This is a genomic window from Natrialba hulunbeirensis JCM 10989 (assembly GCF_000337575.1).
Taxonomy (GTDB): Archaea; Halobacteriota; Halobacteria; order Halobacteriales; family Natrialbaceae; genus Natrialba; species Natrialba hulunbeirensis.
In genome coordinates this window covers 114075-131331 of sequence record NZ_AOIM01000034.1, presented here as the reverse complement: position 1 = coordinate 131331, position 17257 = coordinate 114075, and the positions used below count along the sequence as shown (strand labels likewise).

The 17257-nt window shown below is 62.6% G+C and carries 17 protein-coding genes; 8 read left to right on the top strand and 9 right to left on the bottom strand.

All coding sequences use genetic code 11. The annotated features are described in order from the left end of the window. Positions 1-62 precede the first annotated feature (62 nt). Positions 63-1589: a D-alanyl-D-alanine carboxypeptidase/D-alanyl-D-alanine endopeptidase gene (gene dacB / locus C483_RS11060; protein ID WP_006653446.1), complete on the top strand. Its 1527-nt coding sequence runs from the start codon at positions 63-65 to the stop codon at positions 1587-1589. 51 nt (positions 1590-1640) lie between these two features. Here dacB and C483_RS21085 read toward each other — a convergent pair whose 3' ends face one another. After that, the gene (locus C483_RS21085) at positions 1641-1775 is read right to left on the bottom strand and encodes a hypothetical protein (protein ID WP_006653445.1); all 135 of its coding nucleotides are present in this window, start codon (positions 1773-1775) and stop codon (positions 1641-1643) included. 182 nt (positions 1776-1957) lie between these two features. Here C483_RS21085 and C483_RS11055 point away from each other — a divergent pair, with 182 nt between their 5' ends. Then, positions 1958-3169, top strand: coding sequence for an MFS transporter (locus C483_RS11055; RefSeq protein ID WP_006653444.1), 1212 nt, complete (start codon positions 1958-1960; stop codon positions 3167-3169). A gap of 28 nt (positions 3170-3197) precedes the next feature. Here the strand turns inward: C483_RS11055 and C483_RS11050 are convergent, their stop codons facing one another. The 3 genes from C483_RS11050 to C483_RS19965 all read right to left on the bottom strand — a co-directional run bounded on the left by C483_RS11050 (position 3198) and on the right by C483_RS19965 (position 5837). Next, positions 3198-3791: a flavin reductase family protein gene (locus C483_RS11050; RefSeq protein WP_006653443.1), complete on the bottom strand. Its 594-nt coding sequence runs from the start codon at positions 3789-3791 to the stop codon at positions 3198-3200. A gap of 181 nt (positions 3792-3972) precedes the next feature. Continuing rightward, entirely contained in the window at positions 3973-4527 is a 555-nt protein-coding gene (locus C483_RS11045) for a hypothetical protein (RefSeq protein WP_152419868.1), read from the bottom strand. A gap of 71 nt (positions 4528-4598) precedes the next feature. Continuing rightward, the gene (locus C483_RS19965) at positions 4599-5837 is read right to left on the bottom strand and encodes a hypothetical protein (RefSeq protein WP_152419867.1); all 1239 of its coding nucleotides are present in this window, start codon (positions 5835-5837) and stop codon (positions 4599-4601) included. Positions 5838-6045: 208 nt separating this feature from the next. On the opposite strand from C483_RS19965, the gene C483_RS11030 reads away from it, so the two are divergent. Beyond that, the gene (locus C483_RS11030; RefSeq protein WP_006653439.1) at positions 6046-8547 is read left to right on the top strand and encodes a DEAD/DEAH box helicase; all 2502 of its coding nucleotides are present in this window, start codon (positions 6046-6048) and stop codon (positions 8545-8547) included. Between the two features lie 137 nt (positions 8548-8684). After that, complete coding sequence (locus C483_RS11025; protein WP_006653438.1) at positions 8685-10814, top strand: cation:proton antiporter; 2130 nt, start codon at positions 8685-8687, stop codon at positions 10812-10814. A gap of 65 nt (positions 10815-10879) precedes the next feature. On the opposite strand, the gene C483_RS11020 is transcribed toward C483_RS11025, so the two are convergent. The 3 genes from C483_RS11020 to C483_RS11010 all read right to left on the bottom strand — a co-directional run bounded on the left by C483_RS11020 (position 10880) and on the right by C483_RS11010 (position 12679). Next, positions 10880-11620, bottom strand: coding sequence for an Sjogren's syndrome/scleroderma autoantigen 1 family protein (locus C483_RS11020; protein ID WP_006653437.1), 741 nt, complete (start codon positions 11618-11620; stop codon positions 10880-10882). A 57-nt stretch (positions 11621-11677) separates the two neighbouring features. Further along, the gene (locus tag C483_RS11015; protein WP_006653436.1) at positions 11678-12118 is read right to left on the bottom strand and encodes a GNAT family N-acetyltransferase; all 441 of its coding nucleotides are present in this window, start codon (positions 12116-12118) and stop codon (positions 11678-11680) included. A 111-nt stretch (positions 12119-12229) separates the two neighbouring features. Beyond that, the gene (locus tag C483_RS11010; protein WP_049912585.1) at positions 12230-12679 is read right to left on the bottom strand and encodes a TIGR00725 family protein; all 450 of its coding nucleotides are present in this window, start codon (positions 12677-12679) and stop codon (positions 12230-12232) included. A gap of 193 nt (positions 12680-12872) precedes the next feature. Between C483_RS11010 and mdh the strand changes: the two genes are divergently transcribed. Both mdh and C483_RS11000 read left to right on the top strand, forming a co-directional pair. Further along, the gene (gene mdh / locus C483_RS11005; protein ID WP_006653434.1) at positions 12873-13787 is read left to right on the top strand and encodes a malate dehydrogenase; all 915 of its coding nucleotides are present in this window, start codon (positions 12873-12875) and stop codon (positions 13785-13787) included. Between the two features lie 159 nt (positions 13788-13946). After that, the gene (locus C483_RS11000) at positions 13947-14621 is read left to right on the top strand and encodes an HAD family hydrolase (RefSeq protein WP_049912583.1); all 675 of its coding nucleotides are present in this window, start codon (positions 13947-13949) and stop codon (positions 14619-14621) included. A 32-nt stretch (positions 14622-14653) separates the two neighbouring features. On the opposite strand, the gene C483_RS10995 is transcribed toward C483_RS11000, so the two are convergent. Further along, positions 14654-14899 (bottom strand): ferredoxin, encoded by a 246-nt coding sequence (locus tag C483_RS10995; protein WP_006653432.1) that lies wholly within the window; start codon positions 14897-14899, stop codon positions 14654-14656. A gap of 195 nt (positions 14900-15094) precedes the next feature. Between C483_RS10995 and C483_RS10990 the strand changes: the two genes are divergently transcribed. Further along, positions 15095-15856 (top strand): class I SAM-dependent methyltransferase, encoded by a 762-nt coding sequence (locus tag C483_RS10990; protein WP_006653431.1) that lies wholly within the window; start codon positions 15095-15097, stop codon positions 15854-15856. A 36-nt stretch (positions 15857-15892) separates the two neighbouring features. Here C483_RS10990 and C483_RS10985 read toward each other — a convergent pair whose 3' ends face one another. Then, a complete protein-coding gene (locus C483_RS10985) occupies positions 15893-16120 on the bottom strand; it encodes a zinc-ribbon domain-containing protein (RefSeq protein ID WP_006653430.1) in 228 nt (75 codons plus the stop codon). A 172-nt stretch (positions 16121-16292) separates the two neighbouring features. On the opposite strand from C483_RS10985, the gene C483_RS10980 reads away from it, so the two are divergent. Continuing rightward, on the top strand, positions 16293-17210 hold the full coding sequence (locus tag C483_RS10980) for a site-2 protease family protein (RefSeq protein ID WP_006653429.1): 918 nt from the start codon (positions 16293-16295) through the stop codon (positions 17208-17210). Positions 17211-17257: the final 47 nt, after the last annotated feature.

The window sequence follows — 17257 nt, the reverse complement described above, 5'->3', positions numbered from 1 at the left end:
TTACCAACTAGCATGCTAGGTGTGGTGGTTAGTAATTAGCATCGCCCATTCGAGGCCGGGCTATGTTCAGCGCGCTCACGCTCGATAGACGGCGATTCGTACAGGCAACGGGACTCACAGCAGTTACGGGGCTGGTAGCGGGGAGTCAGGCCAGCGCCGCGGATGAGGCGGAGGAAGAACAGACACAGGAAAGCGACCAGGAGCAGCAAGCCGGGCAGAGTCAGCAAACCCAACAGGGGCCACCGGTCGACGCCGGCGACGTGTTCGACCACCTCGATCAGGCGGCGATCAGCGTCTTCGCACGCGACATCGAAACCGGGGACGTGATCGCCGACAGCGGGTCGGAACGACCCGTCCAGCCAGCGTCGACGACAAAATTGTTGACCACTGCGGCCGCGTTCGACGAACTCGGCCCCGACTATCGGTACGAGACGACTGTCGGCGTCGTCGGCGACCGCCGAAATCAGCGCGTCGTGGAATCGCTCGGTGTCGTCGCCAGCGGCGATCCGGACCTCACGGCGTCGGACCTCGAAGCACTCGCGGCGGCCGTCGCCGACGCCGGCATCGAGCGCGTCACCGATCGGCTCGTCGTCGACGTCTCCGCGTTCGACGACGGCGAGTACCCGCCGGGGTGGACGCTCGGCGACGCGGTGAACACGTACGGCTCGAAGAGTTCGGCGTTCGTCGTCAACCACAACGAGGCCGAGGTAACGGTCTCCCGGCAGGGCGACGACTGCGAGTTCGAGCACACGGTCGAACCCGACTCGGGGCTCGTTGATGTCGAGATTGAACTCGAGTGCGTCGACAGCGACCGGTTCGTGACGATAACGACGCCCAACCACTGGACGAATACCGCCGAGGTGAACGGGCGGATGGTGCCGGACGACGAGGCGACGGCGTCGGTTCCGGTCGCGACGCCGAACGAGCACGCTGCGAGAGTCTTCGCGCGGGCGCTCGCGGACGAGGGTGTCGAGATCACGCCGGGTGGCGGCGGTCCGGAACCCGAAATCGAGATCAGCGACGAGCCGATCGAGTTCACGGAAGAGGTGACGACTCACGAGTCGGTACCGCTGTCCGACATCGCGGAGGGACTCAACCACTGGTCGTACAACATGGTTGCGGAGAACATCGCCAGAACGGTGGCCTACGAGCGCGAGGGTACCGGAAACGGCTCCTGGTCGGTCTGGGAGTCGTATCTCGACGAGACGCTCGCGGCGGCCGGTGCGGAGACGCCACAGATTCGCGATGGCTCCGGACTGTCCAGACACGACCTCGCCTCGGCGCGCGACGCGGTCTCGATGATCGAGTGGGCACTCGACGCCGACTGGGGCGAGGAGTTCTACGGGACGATGGCAGTCGCCGGCGAGGACGGCACGCTTCGGAACCGACTCGGGGACGTCGACGCAACGATTCGAGCCAAAACCGGCTCGCTTCGGGGCGTGACGTGTCTCGCGGGCGTTATTGAAGACGACGGCGAACCGGCGACGAGTTTCGCGGTGCTCGCGGCGAATCTGACGGGCGAGCGAGCCAACGGCGCGTCACCGCGGGTCGACGAACTCGTAACAGCGATCGCTGAGGAGAGTGGCTGAGCCGCGACAGGATCAGTGGCTCGGCGACTATTGTTGGCGTAGCGAACCGATTCAGGCACTGACGCCGAGTTTCTCGAGTTCGTCGGCGGAGTACTCCGTCCGGAGTTCGTCGATACTGTGTTCGGCGCGGATTGCCTCACGTTTCGTCTCGGACAGGTCGTCGACTTCGTCGAAGCAGTGGCACATAGTATCACGATGTACGGGAAGGAGCAACAAAAGCGTTGGTCGGTGGCATGCAGTGTCGGAGGAGCGGGCTGGTGTTGGAACTGCATCGAGTGGAGCACCAGCAAGTTCGAGTATCGATATCGGCAACATCGTACCGTACAGATGCTATCATAGGCAACGAAAGCCAACGGCTGAGCCAGACTGTGGCACACCTGTTTCGGTCCGAATCGTTATCGAGCGTGAGAACGTTTCTGACCGGCAGGCGCGGCAAGATCCTTGCCGCCGTTGCCGCCGGCTGGTTTCTCTCGATCGGCGTTCGCCTGGCGTACCCGGTGTTGCTTCCCTATCTGCAGGAATCGTACGGCCTCGATCTGACGACGGCCGGCTTCCTGCTGACCGTGCTCTGGCTCGCGTACGCGCTCGGACAGCTGCCGGGTGGTATCCTCGCTGATCGACTCGGTGAGGGGAACGTGCTCGTCGTGAGCACAGTCATTTCAGCAGCGACGCTCGGGCTCGTCGCCGTCGCCAATTCGGCACCGATCGTCTTCGTCGCGACGGCCTGTTTCGGCTTCGGAACGGCGCTCTACGGCGTCGCCCGGTTCACCATTCTCTCCGACGTCTTCCCCGACAACGACGGCACCGCGATTGGCATCACGATGGCCGCGGGCGAGGTCGGCAACGCCGTTCTCCCACTCGTTGCCGGCGCGATTGCAGCAACACTCGCCTGGCAGTTCGGCTTCGGCCTCGCCGTCCCCCTCTTCGGGCTCGCCGCCTTCTTTCTGTGGCTCGTCGTCCCGAACCGAACCTCCGGCGAGTCGAGCGCGGTCGACAGCATGTCACTCGAGACGGTCCGCTACGTCGCCGTCCAGTTGCGCCGGCGAGCGATTATCGTCGTCACGGCGATCCAGATCCTCACCTACTGCATCTGGCAGGCGTTTACGGGCTTCTACCCGACGTATCTGATCGAGATCAAGGATTTCTCGCCGGCGGTCGCGACAGGACTGTTCAGCGCCTTCTTCGCGCTCGGCATCGTCGTCCAGCCGGTGACGGGGAATCTGTACGACCGGTTTGGCATCCGCCGCTCGCTGCCGGCCGTGCTCGGGGTCATCGCGTTCGCACTCGCCGCGCTGCCGTTCCTCGAGGGGTTCTGGCCGATCGTGGGCGGCACCATCCTCCTCAGCAGTATCCTCGGCTACGGAACGATGACGCTGACGTACATGACAGCGGCGTTTCCGGCGGATATGAAGGGGACAGGGCTCGGCTTCCTGCGGACGTTCTACATGACCATCGGCGCGGCGAGTCCGGTTTTGTTCGGCGCGCTCGCCGACCGCGGCTTCTTCAACGAGGGGTACATCCTGCTGGCCGTCCTTGCGGTCGGTGCGATGGTGCTCGTTTACTGGTTGCCAGAGGGATAGCGCGTGAGAATCAGAAGATGGGACGAAATCAGAACTGGCGCTCGAGTTCGATCGGCTCGCTGTCGGTGTAGTAGGGCCCGCCGAGGCGAGCCACCGTATCGATCTTCGCGGCGTCGATTTGCCCGTCCGTCAGCACCGACTCGTCGACGTGAACGTACTCGACGTCACCCAGAATCACGAGTCGGTCGCGGACGTGCAACGAATCGTATAGCGTACACTCCATCGTGACCGTCGCGTCCGCGACTCGCGGCGCGTCGATTCGTTCGCAGTCGGCCCGCTCAACGCCGGCGAACTCGAACTCGTTTTCGTCAGGATCGAGATCAGCGGAGGTCGTGTCCATCTGCTCAGCCAGCGCCTCGGGAACGACGTTGACCGCGAACGCCTCCGTCTCGAGTGCGTTTCGTGGCGTGTCCTTCTGCTCGCCGCTCTCTGCGTACGGGGTATTGAAGAGGACGACAGGCTCCGCGGAAGAGATGTAGTTGTAACTGCTGAACGGTGCGAGGTTGTCGACGCCATCGGCACTCGTTGTACTGATCCAGGCGATGGGGCGCGGTGCGACGGCAGACTTGATAATTCGGGCGCGCTCACGGGGCGTCAGCGACTCGATGTCGTGTTCGGGCATCCGAGGGCACCTTGCGTGCCACTCGTGTCACATGTTGGAAATAGGGATAATACGGCGGACGTTCGTTCGAGACAGTTCGAATCGATGAAATCGTCGAAGTTTGTTCGCGATGACGACCACAGAGAGTCCCCTGCCGATACCGAAATTCGAACCGACTCGAATTTCCACTCTCGTATCGTCGTTAGCCAACGTGCAGTGTGGCTGTCGCCTCGTGTACGTTCTCCTGAACTGTCCCAATCGAGAACCTGCTTGTCACCTGATGAGAGCCGTTCGGTGGACACGCTACGTCGTGATCGGCCGACACGAGCACGGTGTAGCGAACCGAAATCGTCTCATCGCGATCCAGCGGTATCGCTTTCCCGATGCTCACCTTGAGTGGTGTTCCCAGCGCCCGCCAGCATCCCTCGTTGGGGGAGTCGGGGATGAACTCTGCCGGGCGTTCGGGACCATCTGGATCAACTGGCCCTACATAAGTACCGTCACCTTCAGGAATGAGCGTGAGAGTTCCCTCCTCGCTTAGTACCGCTGTAAACGGCGGCTTCGCTCCGAAAAAGAACTGGCGGGGAAAGCCGGTATTTGTCAGTCGGAACTCGATCTCCGGTGGCGTCTCGATCGTTCCGTGGCACAGTTCGGCCTCAAATCGAACGTCGGCTTCTTTGTGGCTAGAAACGTCCGTAAGCTCCAATCCAGTATCCATTCCGATCATGTATTTCCGGTTATCCGTCTGTGAGGGCATCGAACATCCGGCACACACACTGCCAATCGCTGCACCACCGGAAGCCAAAAACCGGCGACGACCCAAAGCCATCAGACTGCAACCGAGTATTCTGATTCAATGGCGCTCATCATCGTTGCACGGGACATTTTTGTGTTCCCGGCATAATGAATTCCCGCAATATATGCTTCGTAGATTCCGAGACCAGAGTTGTATTCGCGCATGAAGTGGGGCCCCCCTGAGTCGCCGTCATCTTCGTCTGCAGATGTATCGAATGCATGGTGGTCGTCGTAGACCTCGTTGAGCGTTCCGGATTCCATACCTGTTCTCGCACCTCGTCTTCGAAGACTGTAGTCACTGTTCTCGTTGTCAACAAGTTCATCTCGACCGACAATACCGAAGATGTGGACATCGTCCCAATAAGTATCGTCACCACTGGCCCCAGCGAACTGATGGTACGTATCTGTGTCAAGATCAATGACACCAGCGTCGAATGCTGGCTCTGGCGTGCCGGGATCGTCATGTTTGTCGTCCATTCGGGAACCAATATGTTGATCGTCGTCAGTTGCCGGTTGGTACATATCCTCGTCCTTAATCACGTGGCCAGCGGTCACAAGATTATAGTCATTGTTGCTTCCGTCATGCACCGGCGTTCCTCCTGAGCCATACTGAAAGCTCGCAGCATCTCCCCATTGAAGAACCGACCCCCCTGGAACAGGTCGGTACTCGTGATTATAGTAGTTTCCAGGGCCACTAGATGTGTCCTGGGTCTGACTAGAGAGAGACAGTTGCTCCGTCTCAATTGTGATCGGAATACCATCAATCGTTCTCCGATAATTACCATCCCCGGCAGTCCCAGATATTGTATCAGGGAGCATTCCCCTCAATTTCTCTTTGGAAGGGGTAGGTTCGATTGTTTCCTCCTCCCCTCGGTTGACAGTGCGCTTCACGATGACGGCTTTCTGGGAATGATGGCCCCGCGTGACAGTCGTCACACCCGCAGTTACCCCGTCGCTGGCTCCCTCTGCTTCCAACAAGCTGTTGACTTGAGCGGCAGCATCGTGTGCAGTTTCAACGACAGCCCACTCGTCTCGGGGAATCGTATAGAAAATCGGTTCACGTTGCGGCTTTTCCTCACGGCGAAGCACCGCTTCGTGATTCGTGTGACGAAGTTTCGACAGGCGAGGTACCTCGTCATCAAGATCAACCGAGGCTACAGCGTCCTTTGTGAGAAAGTTCAAAGCAGCCCCTGAAACACCGAGACCGGCCACAGTGCTGAGAAACCGTCGTCGTCCCATTCGTCTTAACTTCTGATTAATACAATCTGCCATACAGACAAGCATACAGATGTACACAGATATAATTTTGAGTAGTTTTAGATATGTGTTTTTACTATCCACATTATCCATATTAAAGTCGTACACCAGATTTCAGGAGATATGGCGCGATCAATCAGGCTACAATATGTGGCTTCAAAATAGATTTACTTTCACCTCGCTTTCTCAATCCTTAACCGGACCCGCGTCGAAGCCGCCGCCAATGGCAGCCCAGGACGAGGAGCCGCCCTCGATCGATCACCCGCTACTCGAGTCCGACTTTCTCGAGCGCCGTCTCTACCAGCTGAAACTCGCCGGGACCGCCGCGAACGGTCATACGCTCGTTTGTCTCCCGACGGGTCTCGGCAAGACGACCGTGAGCCTGCTCGTGACGGCGCGGCGACTCGACGAGGTCGGCGGCACGTCGCTGATGCTCGCCCCGACGAAGCCGCTCGTCCAGCAACACGCCGACTTCTACCGCGAAGCGCTCCAGATTCCCGACGACGAAATCGTCGTCTTCACCGGCGACGTGAGCCCGGACGACCGCGCCGAACTGTGGGAGGAGGCGACGGTCGTGATGGCCACCCCGCAGGTGATCGAAAACGACCTCGTCGGGAGCCGGATCTCGCTCGCCGACGTGACTCACCTGACGTTCGACGAGTGCCACCGCGCGACCGGCGACTACGCGTACAACTACATCGCCGAGCGCTACCACACGGACGCGGCAGACCCGCTCGTGACGGGGATGTCGGCCTCGCCCGGCGGCGACGAGGAAGCCATCCTCGAAGTCTGTGAGAACCTCGGCCTGCAGGAAGTCGAGGTGATGACCGAGGAGGACGCCGACGTCGACGAGTTCACCCACGACACGGAGGTCGAGTGGGAACGAATCGACCTCCCCGACGAGGTGCTGGAGATCCGCGACGCGCTGAACGAGGTGATCACGGATCGACTCGAGAAACTCAAAGAACTGGGCGTCGCGAAGTCGACCCAGCCCGACCAGTCCCAGAAGGACCTGAACCGGATGCGCGCCGAGTTACAGCAGTTGATCAACAACGACCAGTCGGAGGGGTTCAAGGGGATGTCGGTCCACGCGGAGGTGATGAAGCTCCGCCAGGCGGTCACGCTCGTCGAAACCCAGAGCGTCGAGGCCCTGCGGCGGTACTTCGACCGCCAACGCAACCAGGCTCGCTCCTCGGGGGCCTCGAAGGCCAGCCAGCGAATGGTTTCGGACCCGCGCGTTCGCGAGGCTATGCGGAAAGCCGAGAGCTTCGACGAGTTACACCCCAAGTACCGCAAGACGCGGATGCTCCTCGCGGAGACGCTCGGACTCGAGGGCGGCGAGCGCGTAATCGTCTTCACCGAGTCCCGAGACACGGCGGAGGCGCTGACGGCGTTCCTTTCGGATAGCTTCGACGCGAAGCGTTTCGTCGGGCAGGGTGACCGCGAGGGCTCGGACGGCATGACGCAGAAACAGCAACAGGAAGTGCTCGACGAGTTCCGCGCCGCCGAGTTCGAGGTGCTCGTCTCCACGTCGGTCGCCGAAGAGGGCCTCGACGTGCCCGAAGTCGACCTCGTGCTGTTCTACGAACCGGTCCCGACGGCGATTCGATCCATCCAGCGCAAGGGCCGGACCGGCCGCCAGTCCGAGGGTCGCGTCGTCGTCCTCATGGCCGAAGACACCCGCGACGAGGCCTACTTCTGGATCTCTCGGCGCCGCGAGAAAGAGATGGAGTCCGAACTGCGCGAGCTAAAGGGGATGGCCGACGACCTCGCCGACGAACTCGACGAGTCCCAACAGTCGCTCGCCGATTTCGGTGGGGACTCGAGTACCGACGGAGCCAACGCCAGCACCGACGCCGACGGCCAGAAAGACAGCGAAGTGAAAGTAGACGAAAACGGGAACGATCCCGACGCAGTCTCCGACTCTTCCAGTGGAAGCGGAGGGGGTTCGCCACAGCCAGGATTGCAGGAGTTCGAGGCTGGCAACGATGACGAGGAAACGGCGGACGGCGAATCGGACAGCGAGGCCGACAACGTGGAAACGCACGAGCCGTCGGCCGAGGGCGACGCGATCGAGATCGTCGCCGACCAGCGCGAGATGGACGCCAACATCGCCCGCGACCTCTCCCGACGCGAGGAGATCGAGGTCCGACTCGAGACGCTCGACGTGGGCGACTACGTCCTTTCAGATCGCGTCGTCGTCGAACGCAAGTCCGTCGCCGACTTCGTCGACTCGCTGGTCGGCGGTGACCGCTCCGTCTTCGAGCAGGTCGGTGCGATGGCCCGCCACTACGCCCGCCCCATCGTCGTCGTCGAGGGCGACGGCCTGTACGAACAGCGGGACATCCACCCGAACGCGATTCGCGGGGCACTCTCGAGTCTGGCCGTCGACTTTGGTGCGAGTGTGCTCCGGACCGAAGGCGAGGACGAGACGACAGAACTGCTCGCAGTAATCGCAGGCCGAGAACAGGAGCTTTCAGACCGCGAGGTCTCGGTCCACGGCGAGAAGCAGTCGAAGACGCTGGCTGAGCAACAGGAGTACGTCGTCTCCTCGATCGCCGAGATTGGGCCGGTGACCGCACGCTCGCTACTCGAGGAGTTCGGCACGGTTGAAGCGGTGATGATCGCGACCGAAGACGAGTTGCAGGCGGCCGACGGCGTCGGACAGGTGACTGCTGAACGAATGCGGGAGGTTATCGGCAGCGAGTACACCGGACCAGGCTAGCACGCGTCCAAAACGGTAGCTGTTCCAGTGGAGTGCCAGTGATTCGAACCGGGCCGATGACCGGCCGTACCGAGTGGGCAGCGGGCACATGCACGCGAACCGGTTACGGTCATTGCCGTAGACGATAACAGCGGCCAGTGTCACCCGCTGAATCAGATGCCTTGTCGGCAGCGTCGCCGACTGTCGGAGAGTCACCGCTGACGGGGTTGCTCGAGGGTTCCGTAGCGGTGACACTCCCGTTCGACGACCCCGTTGCAATCTTCGGGCTCGCAGTGGCGATTTTCCTGATCGCACCGCTCGTCCTCAAACGGTATCGGCTGCCGGGCATCGTCGGCATCATCCTCGTCGGCGCGATGATCGGCCCGAACGGACTCCACCTTCTCGAGCGCGGCGAGACGATCCAGGTGCTCGGCGAGGTCGGCCTGATCTACCTGCTGTTCATCGCCGGACTCGAGATCAACCTCGCGCAGTTCGTCGCGTACAGAGACCGGAGCATCGTCTTCGGACTGCTCTCGTTCGCGATTCCGCAGGCTGTGGGTACCGTGGTCGGCGTCGCAGTACTTGACCTGTCCGTTGCTGCTGCATCGCTGTTCGCGGCGATCTTCTCCTCTCATACGCTGCTCGCGTATCCGGTGGTTACCCAGCTTGGAATCGCGAAGAACGAGGCGATCACGGCGACGATCGGCGGGACGATTCTAACCGACACGCTGGCGCTGCTCGTCCTTGCAGTCGTGATCGCCGCAGTCGGCGGTGAGCTGGACGCCGCGTTCTGGGTGCAGTTAACGGCCGGACTCGCGGTGTTCTTCGTCGGCGTCTGGCTCGTCGTGCCGCGGCTCGGACGGTGGTTCTTTCGGATCCACAGCGAGGAGAGTTACTTCGAGTACCTGTTCGTCCTCGCCGTCCTCTTCGGTTGTGCGATCCTCGCCGAACTCGTCGGCGTCGAGCACATCATCGGCGCGTTCCTCGCCGGACTGGCGCTCAATCGCCTTATCCCCGAAACTGGGCCGCTGATGAACCGCATCGAATTCGTCGGCAACGCGCTATTCATCCCGTTCTTCCTGTTGTCAGTCGGCATGCTCGTCGATGCGCGAGTCTTCTTCGAGGGGACCGAAACGCTCCTCATCGCCGGCTCGCTGCTCGGGATGGTCGTCACTACGAAGTATCTCGCCGCGTGGGTGACCGGCCGGCTGTACGACTACGACCGTAACGAAGTCTACAGCATGTTCGGCCTCTCCGTCGGCCAGGCCGCGGCGGCGCTCGCGATCGTCCAGATCGGATTCGACGCCGGCGTCGGCGGCTTCGACCAGCACATGATCAACGGCGTCGTGGTGATGATTCTCGTCGTCAGCCTGTTTAGCCCCGCGCTCGTCCAGCGATTCGGCACAGAAATCGCTCGTGCGCGCGAGCGCGAACCGTACGATCCAGCTACGGCCCCACAGCGAATTCTCGTCCCAGTAGCACACGACTCGAGAGACCCCCGCTCGCTGCTCGAACTCGCGATGACGATCCGCGACGAACGCGCCGACGAGCCGATCCACGCGGCCACCGTCGTCCGCCCCGGGACCGTCACGCAGACCGCCGCCGCAGTCGGTGATTCGGAGACGCGACTCGAGACGCTGGCAGACGAGACCGTGGCTGCAGCGGTGCCACTCGAGACGCACACTCGAGTAAACCACAATGTCGCCTCGGGCATCGTCGGCTCGGCGGTCGACAATCGCATCACGACACTGGTGATCGGCTGGGATGGTGCTCGTGCGCGGACACAGCGAGTGTTCGGCCACGTGATCGACCAGGTGCTCCGACGAACGACGCAGCTCGCACTTGTCGCGCGGATTCGAGACCGACTCAATACCACACAGCGGATCGTGCTCGTGCTCCCGCCGAGTGTGGCTCGCAACGATGGCATCGCCGAAGCGTTGCATACGGTGGCGCTCGTTGCCGAGCAGACGGGAGCGCCGATTCACGCCGTTGTGGTTGGCGAGGAATCAGCGCAGTTCGAGCGGTTGATGGAGGGCGTTACACCAGAGCACACAGTGGAATTCGACACGGTCGCGAACTGGAACGAGTTGTCCGACTCACTTCACAGCGCGGGAGAGGCGGGCGACCTGATCGTCTGTATGAGTTCGCGTCGAACGGATGCGGGGTGGCATCCGGAACTCCAGACACTGCCAGCGCGAATCGCACGGCTTACCGAGGGAAACTTCGTGATACTGTATCCGGCGGTCACAGAGCAAACGGACGACCGGCAGTTCCTCGGGTTCTCCTGATCGCGATCTGTCGTCGGTGGCGTCGCGAGTCGCGACAGCGACAACAACAGCAACGACAGCCGACCTCAGCGAAGCGATTCCAGCGCCTCACTCGCCTCGCGGGCTGCCTCGAGACACTCTTTCGCGTACCGCGGGTCGTCGGTGGCCGCCGCCTCGGCGGCGAACTTCTCGAGTGCACGCGTCAGCGAGTCGCGGGCGGCGGAGCGGTCGCCGGCGCTGTCGTCAGTGGTGTTCGTGTCGACACTGCCGGCCGATGTCGGCTCCTCGCGACGGGGTGGTGACTGTGGGTCGGGCTGGGTCTGACTCTGGGGCTGCAACTGAGGCTGCGACTGCGACCGCGGCGCTGGCCGTGACCGGCCCTCATCCGCACGGTCCGAACCAGTCTCGCTCGACGGCTGAGACGTGCTGTTGGGGTCGGTTGTCGCGTCGGTAGTGGCGCGGTCAGTCGTCACGGACGTGTCAGCGGCGGAGTTTTGCTCGTCCGTCTCGGTCCCGGTCCCGGTCCCGGTCCCGGCCTCGGGCGCGCTCTCGTCGGTTGCAGCATCGTCGGCTGCATCCGCTTCGGCCGCGTCCGCCTCCAGTTCGGTCCCCTGCACAGCGTCCGGATTGCCGTGACAGCTCGGACAGAACGTCGTGCCGTTCTCCTGAAACAGCGGGTCCCCACAGGTGCCACAGTGGGAGTTCGTCATCGTCGCCCCCTTGAGCAGCAGGTCGCTCATGCGCTGAGTGGCCTGTCGCTCTTCCTTGTCGCGCTCGTACTTCTCCCGAAGCTTCTCGCGCTCGGCCTCCTTATCGAAGTCACTCATACCCACTAGAACGGTGGCATCCGTCGAAAAAGCTGCGAAGGCGGACTCGACAAACTGTCACTCCGTCCGCCGATACATCCCCTTCGACGCCGGTCGCGTCTCCTCGTAGCCGAACGACTCGTAGAAACCGTCGATGTCAGCCATGAGGTTGACGTACGCCGACGGCGGCGCTTCCGTCTCGAGGTAGGACTCGAGTTGGGTCATAATTTGCGTGCCGAGTCCCTGGCGCTGGTGGTCGGGGTGGACGGCCATGTCCGAAATCTGGTAGACGGTGCCGCCGTCGCCGACGATGCGACCCATACCGACCGTCTCGCCCGACGGTTCGTGGACGACGATTACGCCGTAGACGGAGTTGGGGAGCCCCTGTTCGATGCCCTCGCGGGAGCGCGGCGGCATGTCGGCGGCCTCACGCAGCGTGGCGAACGTCTCGGGGGTAGGGAGTTCCTCGCGGATGGAGTACGGATCAGCAGTGGCGTCGGCAGTGCTCGAATCAGTCATAGGTGAGCCGAGGATGGGATGCACAAAGCCGGTACCGATTCGGTGAGGCGGCGGTAGCGGGTACCAATGGTGCCTGTCGTACAACGAGTCAGGAATCGGGTCGCGACAGGGTCACTCGAGTGCCGCCTCCACGGCATCGACGGCGGCCGCGGGTGTCTCGACGGTCTCGATCTCGAACCCGTCGATCTCGTGCGTTTCGAGGCCAACGATAGGGCGGCCGTAGATGCCAGCGAAAGCGATTTCGGAGAGCGTGCCGACGCCGCCGGAGAGCGCGATGACCGCATCGCCGTTCATCGGAACGAGTGCGTTCCGGGCGTGGGCGAGGCCGGTTGCGATCGGGACGTCGACGTACTCGTTTGCGGCGGTCCGGCGGTCGCCAGGGAGGATGCCGATGGTGGTCCCGTCCGCGTCTTTTGCACCGCGGCAGACGGCTTCCATCGTCCCGCCGAGACCGCCACAGACGACCGTGTGGCCGCGCCGGCCGAGTTCGCGGCCGACTGCCTCGGCGCGGTCGGCTTCGTCGTTCGTGATCGTTCCGCCGCCGATAACGCTCACTCGCATGTGGATGAGACGGTAGCGCTGGCTCATATCGGTTCGGGGTGTGTCTCTGTCCCTGCTGCGCGACGAAGGTGAGTACGATGATGGGTCCACGTTCACCGGAGTTCGACAGTCGTCGATAGAAATATCGTCAGGTCGTGCGAGAAGAGCGGGATTCGACGGATTTAACGCAGGGGCAAGCGGATCGTTACGTGGTATGACGAAAGTTAGCGTGGTCGGCGCGGCCGGAACGGTCGGGGCCGCCGCAGGGTACAACATCGCGCTTCGGGACATCGCAGACGAACTCGTCTTCGTCGACATCCCGGACAAGGAAGACGACACGATCGGTCAGGCCGCCGACGCGAACCACGGCGCAGCCTACGACTCGAACACTACGATCCGCCAGGGCGGCTACGAGGCCACCGAGGGCTCGGACGTCGTCGTCATCACGGCCGGCATCCCGCGCCAGCCAGGACAGACGCGAATCGACCTCGCGGGCGACAACGCGCCGATTATGGAGGACATCGGCTCCTCGATCGCGGAGTACAACGACGACTTCATCACTGTCACGACGTCGAACCCAGTCGACCTGCTCAATCGCCACCTCTACGAGGCGGGCGACCGCGCACGCGACAAGGTAATCGGCTTCGGCGGCCGACTCGACTCCGCCCGCTTCCGCTACGTGATCTCCCAGCGCTACGACGCTCCCATCCAGAACGTCGAAGCGACCATCCTTGGCGAGCACGGCGACGCGCAGGTCCCGGTCTTCTCGAAGGTCCGCGTCAACGGCCAGGATCTCGAGTTCACTGACGACGAGAAGGACGAACTCTTGGAAGAACTCCAGACCTCCGCGATGAACGTCATCGAGAAGAAGGGGGCGACGGAGTGGGGACCAGCGACCGGCGTCGGCCACATGGTCGAGGCCATCCTCCGCGACACCGGCGAAGTGCTGCCAGCGAGCGTCACACTCGAGGGCGAGTTCGGCCACGAGGACACTGCCTTCGGCGTCCCCGTCAAACTCGGCTCGAACGGCGTCGAGGAAGTCGTCGAGTGGGACCTCACGGAGTACGAGCGCAACCAGCTCGGCGAGGCCGCCGAGAAGCTCTCGGAGCAGTACGACAAGATCGCCTGATCGGCTCAACACGACGAGAACTGGAGAGCTGCGAGAGTTGCGAACCGCTCTCGATTCGGATCAGCCGGATCGGACCACGGACAACCGCGACCGATTTTCTCACCGCGTTCGTCTTCCCGACCGAAACGGTAACCTACCCGTTCAGAATACCACTAGCGCGTGACAGCATACGACGCCGTGTTCTTCGACAGCGACGGTGTGCTCGTCGAGCCGCCGCCAGTGGAAACGCAAACTGAGGCCACACAGGACGCCTTTCGTGCGGTCGGCGTCGAGGACCCGGACCGCCAGCACGTCAACGCTATCGTCAACGGCGTGACGACCGAGACGCTCCACGAGGTTTGCTCGGCGTACGACCTCGAGCCAGCGGCGTTCTGGGCGGCACGCGAGCGCCACGACGAGGATTCCCAGTTCGCCGAGTTCAGGGACGGCACCCGAACGCGATACGACGATGTCGCCGCGATTTCCGATCTTCCAACGGAGGCGAGCTGCGGCGTCGTGAGCAACAACCACCACAGCACCATCGAGTTCGTCCTGGAACACTTCGAACTCGGCCCGTTCTTCGATACCTACTACGGTCGCGAGATGACCATCGAGAGCCTTCGCCTGAAGAAGCCGAACACGCACTACCTCGAGCGTGCACTGGACGATCTGTCCGTCTCCGCCGAGTCAGCACTTTACATCGGCGACAGTGAGAGCGATATCCTCGCCGCAGAACGAGCGGGACTCGAGTCCGTCTTCGTTCGCCGCCCCCACTGTCGTGCGGTCGAACTGGGAGTGGAACCGACGTACGAGGTCGAAGACCTGCATGGCATCGCGGAACTCGTCAGTAGCTGAATCGGAGCGACTGCGTCGAAAAGAGCGATCGATCAGGGAATGAGTTGCTCGCCGTCGTCGTCGTAGATTCGAATCGCGTCGACGGGGCACGTGCGAGCGGCGAACTTCGCGTCCAGTTCCGCGTCTTCGGGCACCTCGCGGACGAAAACGCCGTCTTCGACCTCCTCGCTGTCCTCGAGAATCGCTTTTCCTTTCGACTTGTCTTTCGTGAAGCCGTCCCACTCGGCGACACACTGGTACATCCCGATACAGGTGTCCTCGTCGAATTCGACTTTCATGGACGGCACTTGGGTGGATCGTGATAAATCGTTAGCGGTCGACCAGTATGACTGGCGGTACCAGAGACCATATGTCATTGTATATTTAGTATCGGCTGTGGCGTCAATTGTTGTATGTCACGGAACAACTCATCGTCGCGGTCAGCTCACGAACGTGAGCAGGGCCGTGGGGTACCCGATCCGCTTGGTCGCGCGATGCTCGCACACCTGCACGATGACCCAGGACGGCTCACCTATCGCGACGGCGGAGACGTGCAAGACGGATCCGTCGCCTCGTTCTACTTCAGCGACTCGAGTTCGTGGGAGACTGAGACGGTCGAGATCCTCGAGCGGCTCACCGACCACGAGCCGATTCTCGACGTGGGCTGCGGTGCCGGAACGCACCTCCTGTGGTGGGCCGACCGCGGCGTCGAGGTGATCGGCGTCGACGTGAGTCCGAACGCGATCAGCACAGCCCGTGAGCGCGGGTGCGAGCGGGTATGCGTCGGGGACATGCACACCCTGCCGGTGGCCACCGATTCGGTGGGTGCGGTACACGCCGTGGGGACCCAGCTCGGCCTCGGTCGGTCGCTCGCCGGCGTTCGTGCGATCCTCGAGGAATTCGATCGCGTCAGCCACGAGTCAGGGATCGCCGTCGTCGATAACTACGACCCGACGCGGCTCGACGAGTCGTTCCTCGGCTACAGATCGGATCCGCGAGAGGGAATTGCCCACCGGTGTTTTCACTTCGAATTCGAGCGCGAAATCGAATCTAGTGGTGGAACGCCGACGCACCACGGATGTCGTGAGGTGGGTCGAACGCTGCAGTTTCTGCTGTGTTCACCGGAACGGCTGCGGGAGGCAGCGACTGGAACGCCGTGGGTGGTGGCAGACGTACTCAGGTCGCCGGAAAGTGAGCACTACCGTGCGGTTCTGGAGAAAGAGAACAAGAAGGGGAAAACGGCCGTCGAATACTGACAGACAAACAGTGACCAGACGAACGGTAACAGCCAGTCACTCCGCAGGCGAGAGCAGGTAACTCCCACAGATCGCGAGACTACCAGCGAAGACGCCGAGGAGTCCAACCGGCGGTGAGACGAGCGTCAGCGCACCGCCGAAGATGAGTGCGCCGACGCCGGTCCGCCAGGCAATCGATTTCGGGCAGTAGCCACAGTGTGGGCACTCCTCGACGGTGCGCGAGAGTTCCTCGCCGCAGCGGGCGCAGAAGTAGACTGGTTTCATGTCATCATCGGTGCGGATCCGAGCACGAGTGCAGTGTCAGTGTCGGTGCCGAACGCTCGGCGCTGCACGCCCATAGAAGCTAGTGGTCGAACATCCTCACGTCCCGAAACGCGTGTCATTCAGGTCAACTGTTATATAGAGTGGCTAAGAACGTAGTGTTCGACCACGAAACATGTCAGTACGGTCCAGGATCGATGGTCTCGAGGAGCGGATCAACGAGCGGCTCCCGCGACAGGTGAAGATCGGTGCAGGGGTGTTGTATCTCCACCGAAGCGGCGGGAGCGAGCGACTGGACACACTGGCCGAACGGCCGGGGTGGGACCGATGGCACGACTGCTCGATCGGGCTACTGCTCGCGTGTCAGGTCGCGGTGCTCGGCCTCGTCCTGACGGGAGCGTGGCTGGCGCTCCAGCAGCCAGAGCCTACTGCGTTGAACGCACCCGAGAACACGATCGCGATTCCGGGCATCAACGCGTTCATGCCGCTCGCCGCCGCGCCGTCCGTAATCGCCGCGCTCGTGATCGCGACGGTGGCCCACGAGTTCGGACACGCAATCGCCTGCCGGCGCGAGGAAATTCCGTTGCAGGAGACCGGCATCGCACTCCTGTTCGGCGTCGTCCCCCTCGCGGCGTACGTCCTCCCCGGTGAGAAACTGGATACAGCCTCGAGACGGAGCCGGCTCCGCGTCTTCGCCGCGGGCGTGGCGAACAACCTGGTCGTCGCCGCCGTCGCACTGGCAGTGTTGCTCGCGCCCGCCACTGGAACCGCGATGGACGCCTACATGCTGTACTTCGGCTGGGCGGTCACCGGCGGTGTGCCACCAACTGCAGAGTCGATCGCCGCGCTGGGTCTCGTGACGAACCTCGCGTTCTGGACGGCCCTCCTGAGCGCGAACTTCGGGTTGCTCAATGCGCTACCGGTAACGCTACTCGACGGCGGCCGCGTGCTCTCGCTGGTACTCGATGAGGTCGGTGAGCGTCTCGGCCGACCGCTCTCGGCGTGGCGACGGCGACTCGTTATCCACGGAACCGGTGTCATCGCCGCCCTCGCGGTTGTCGTCGCGATTCTGGGGCCACATATGCCCGTCTGAGTGCTGGTCGCGTCGTTCGTTTCTGGCACCGATGCGGCCTTTGTCAC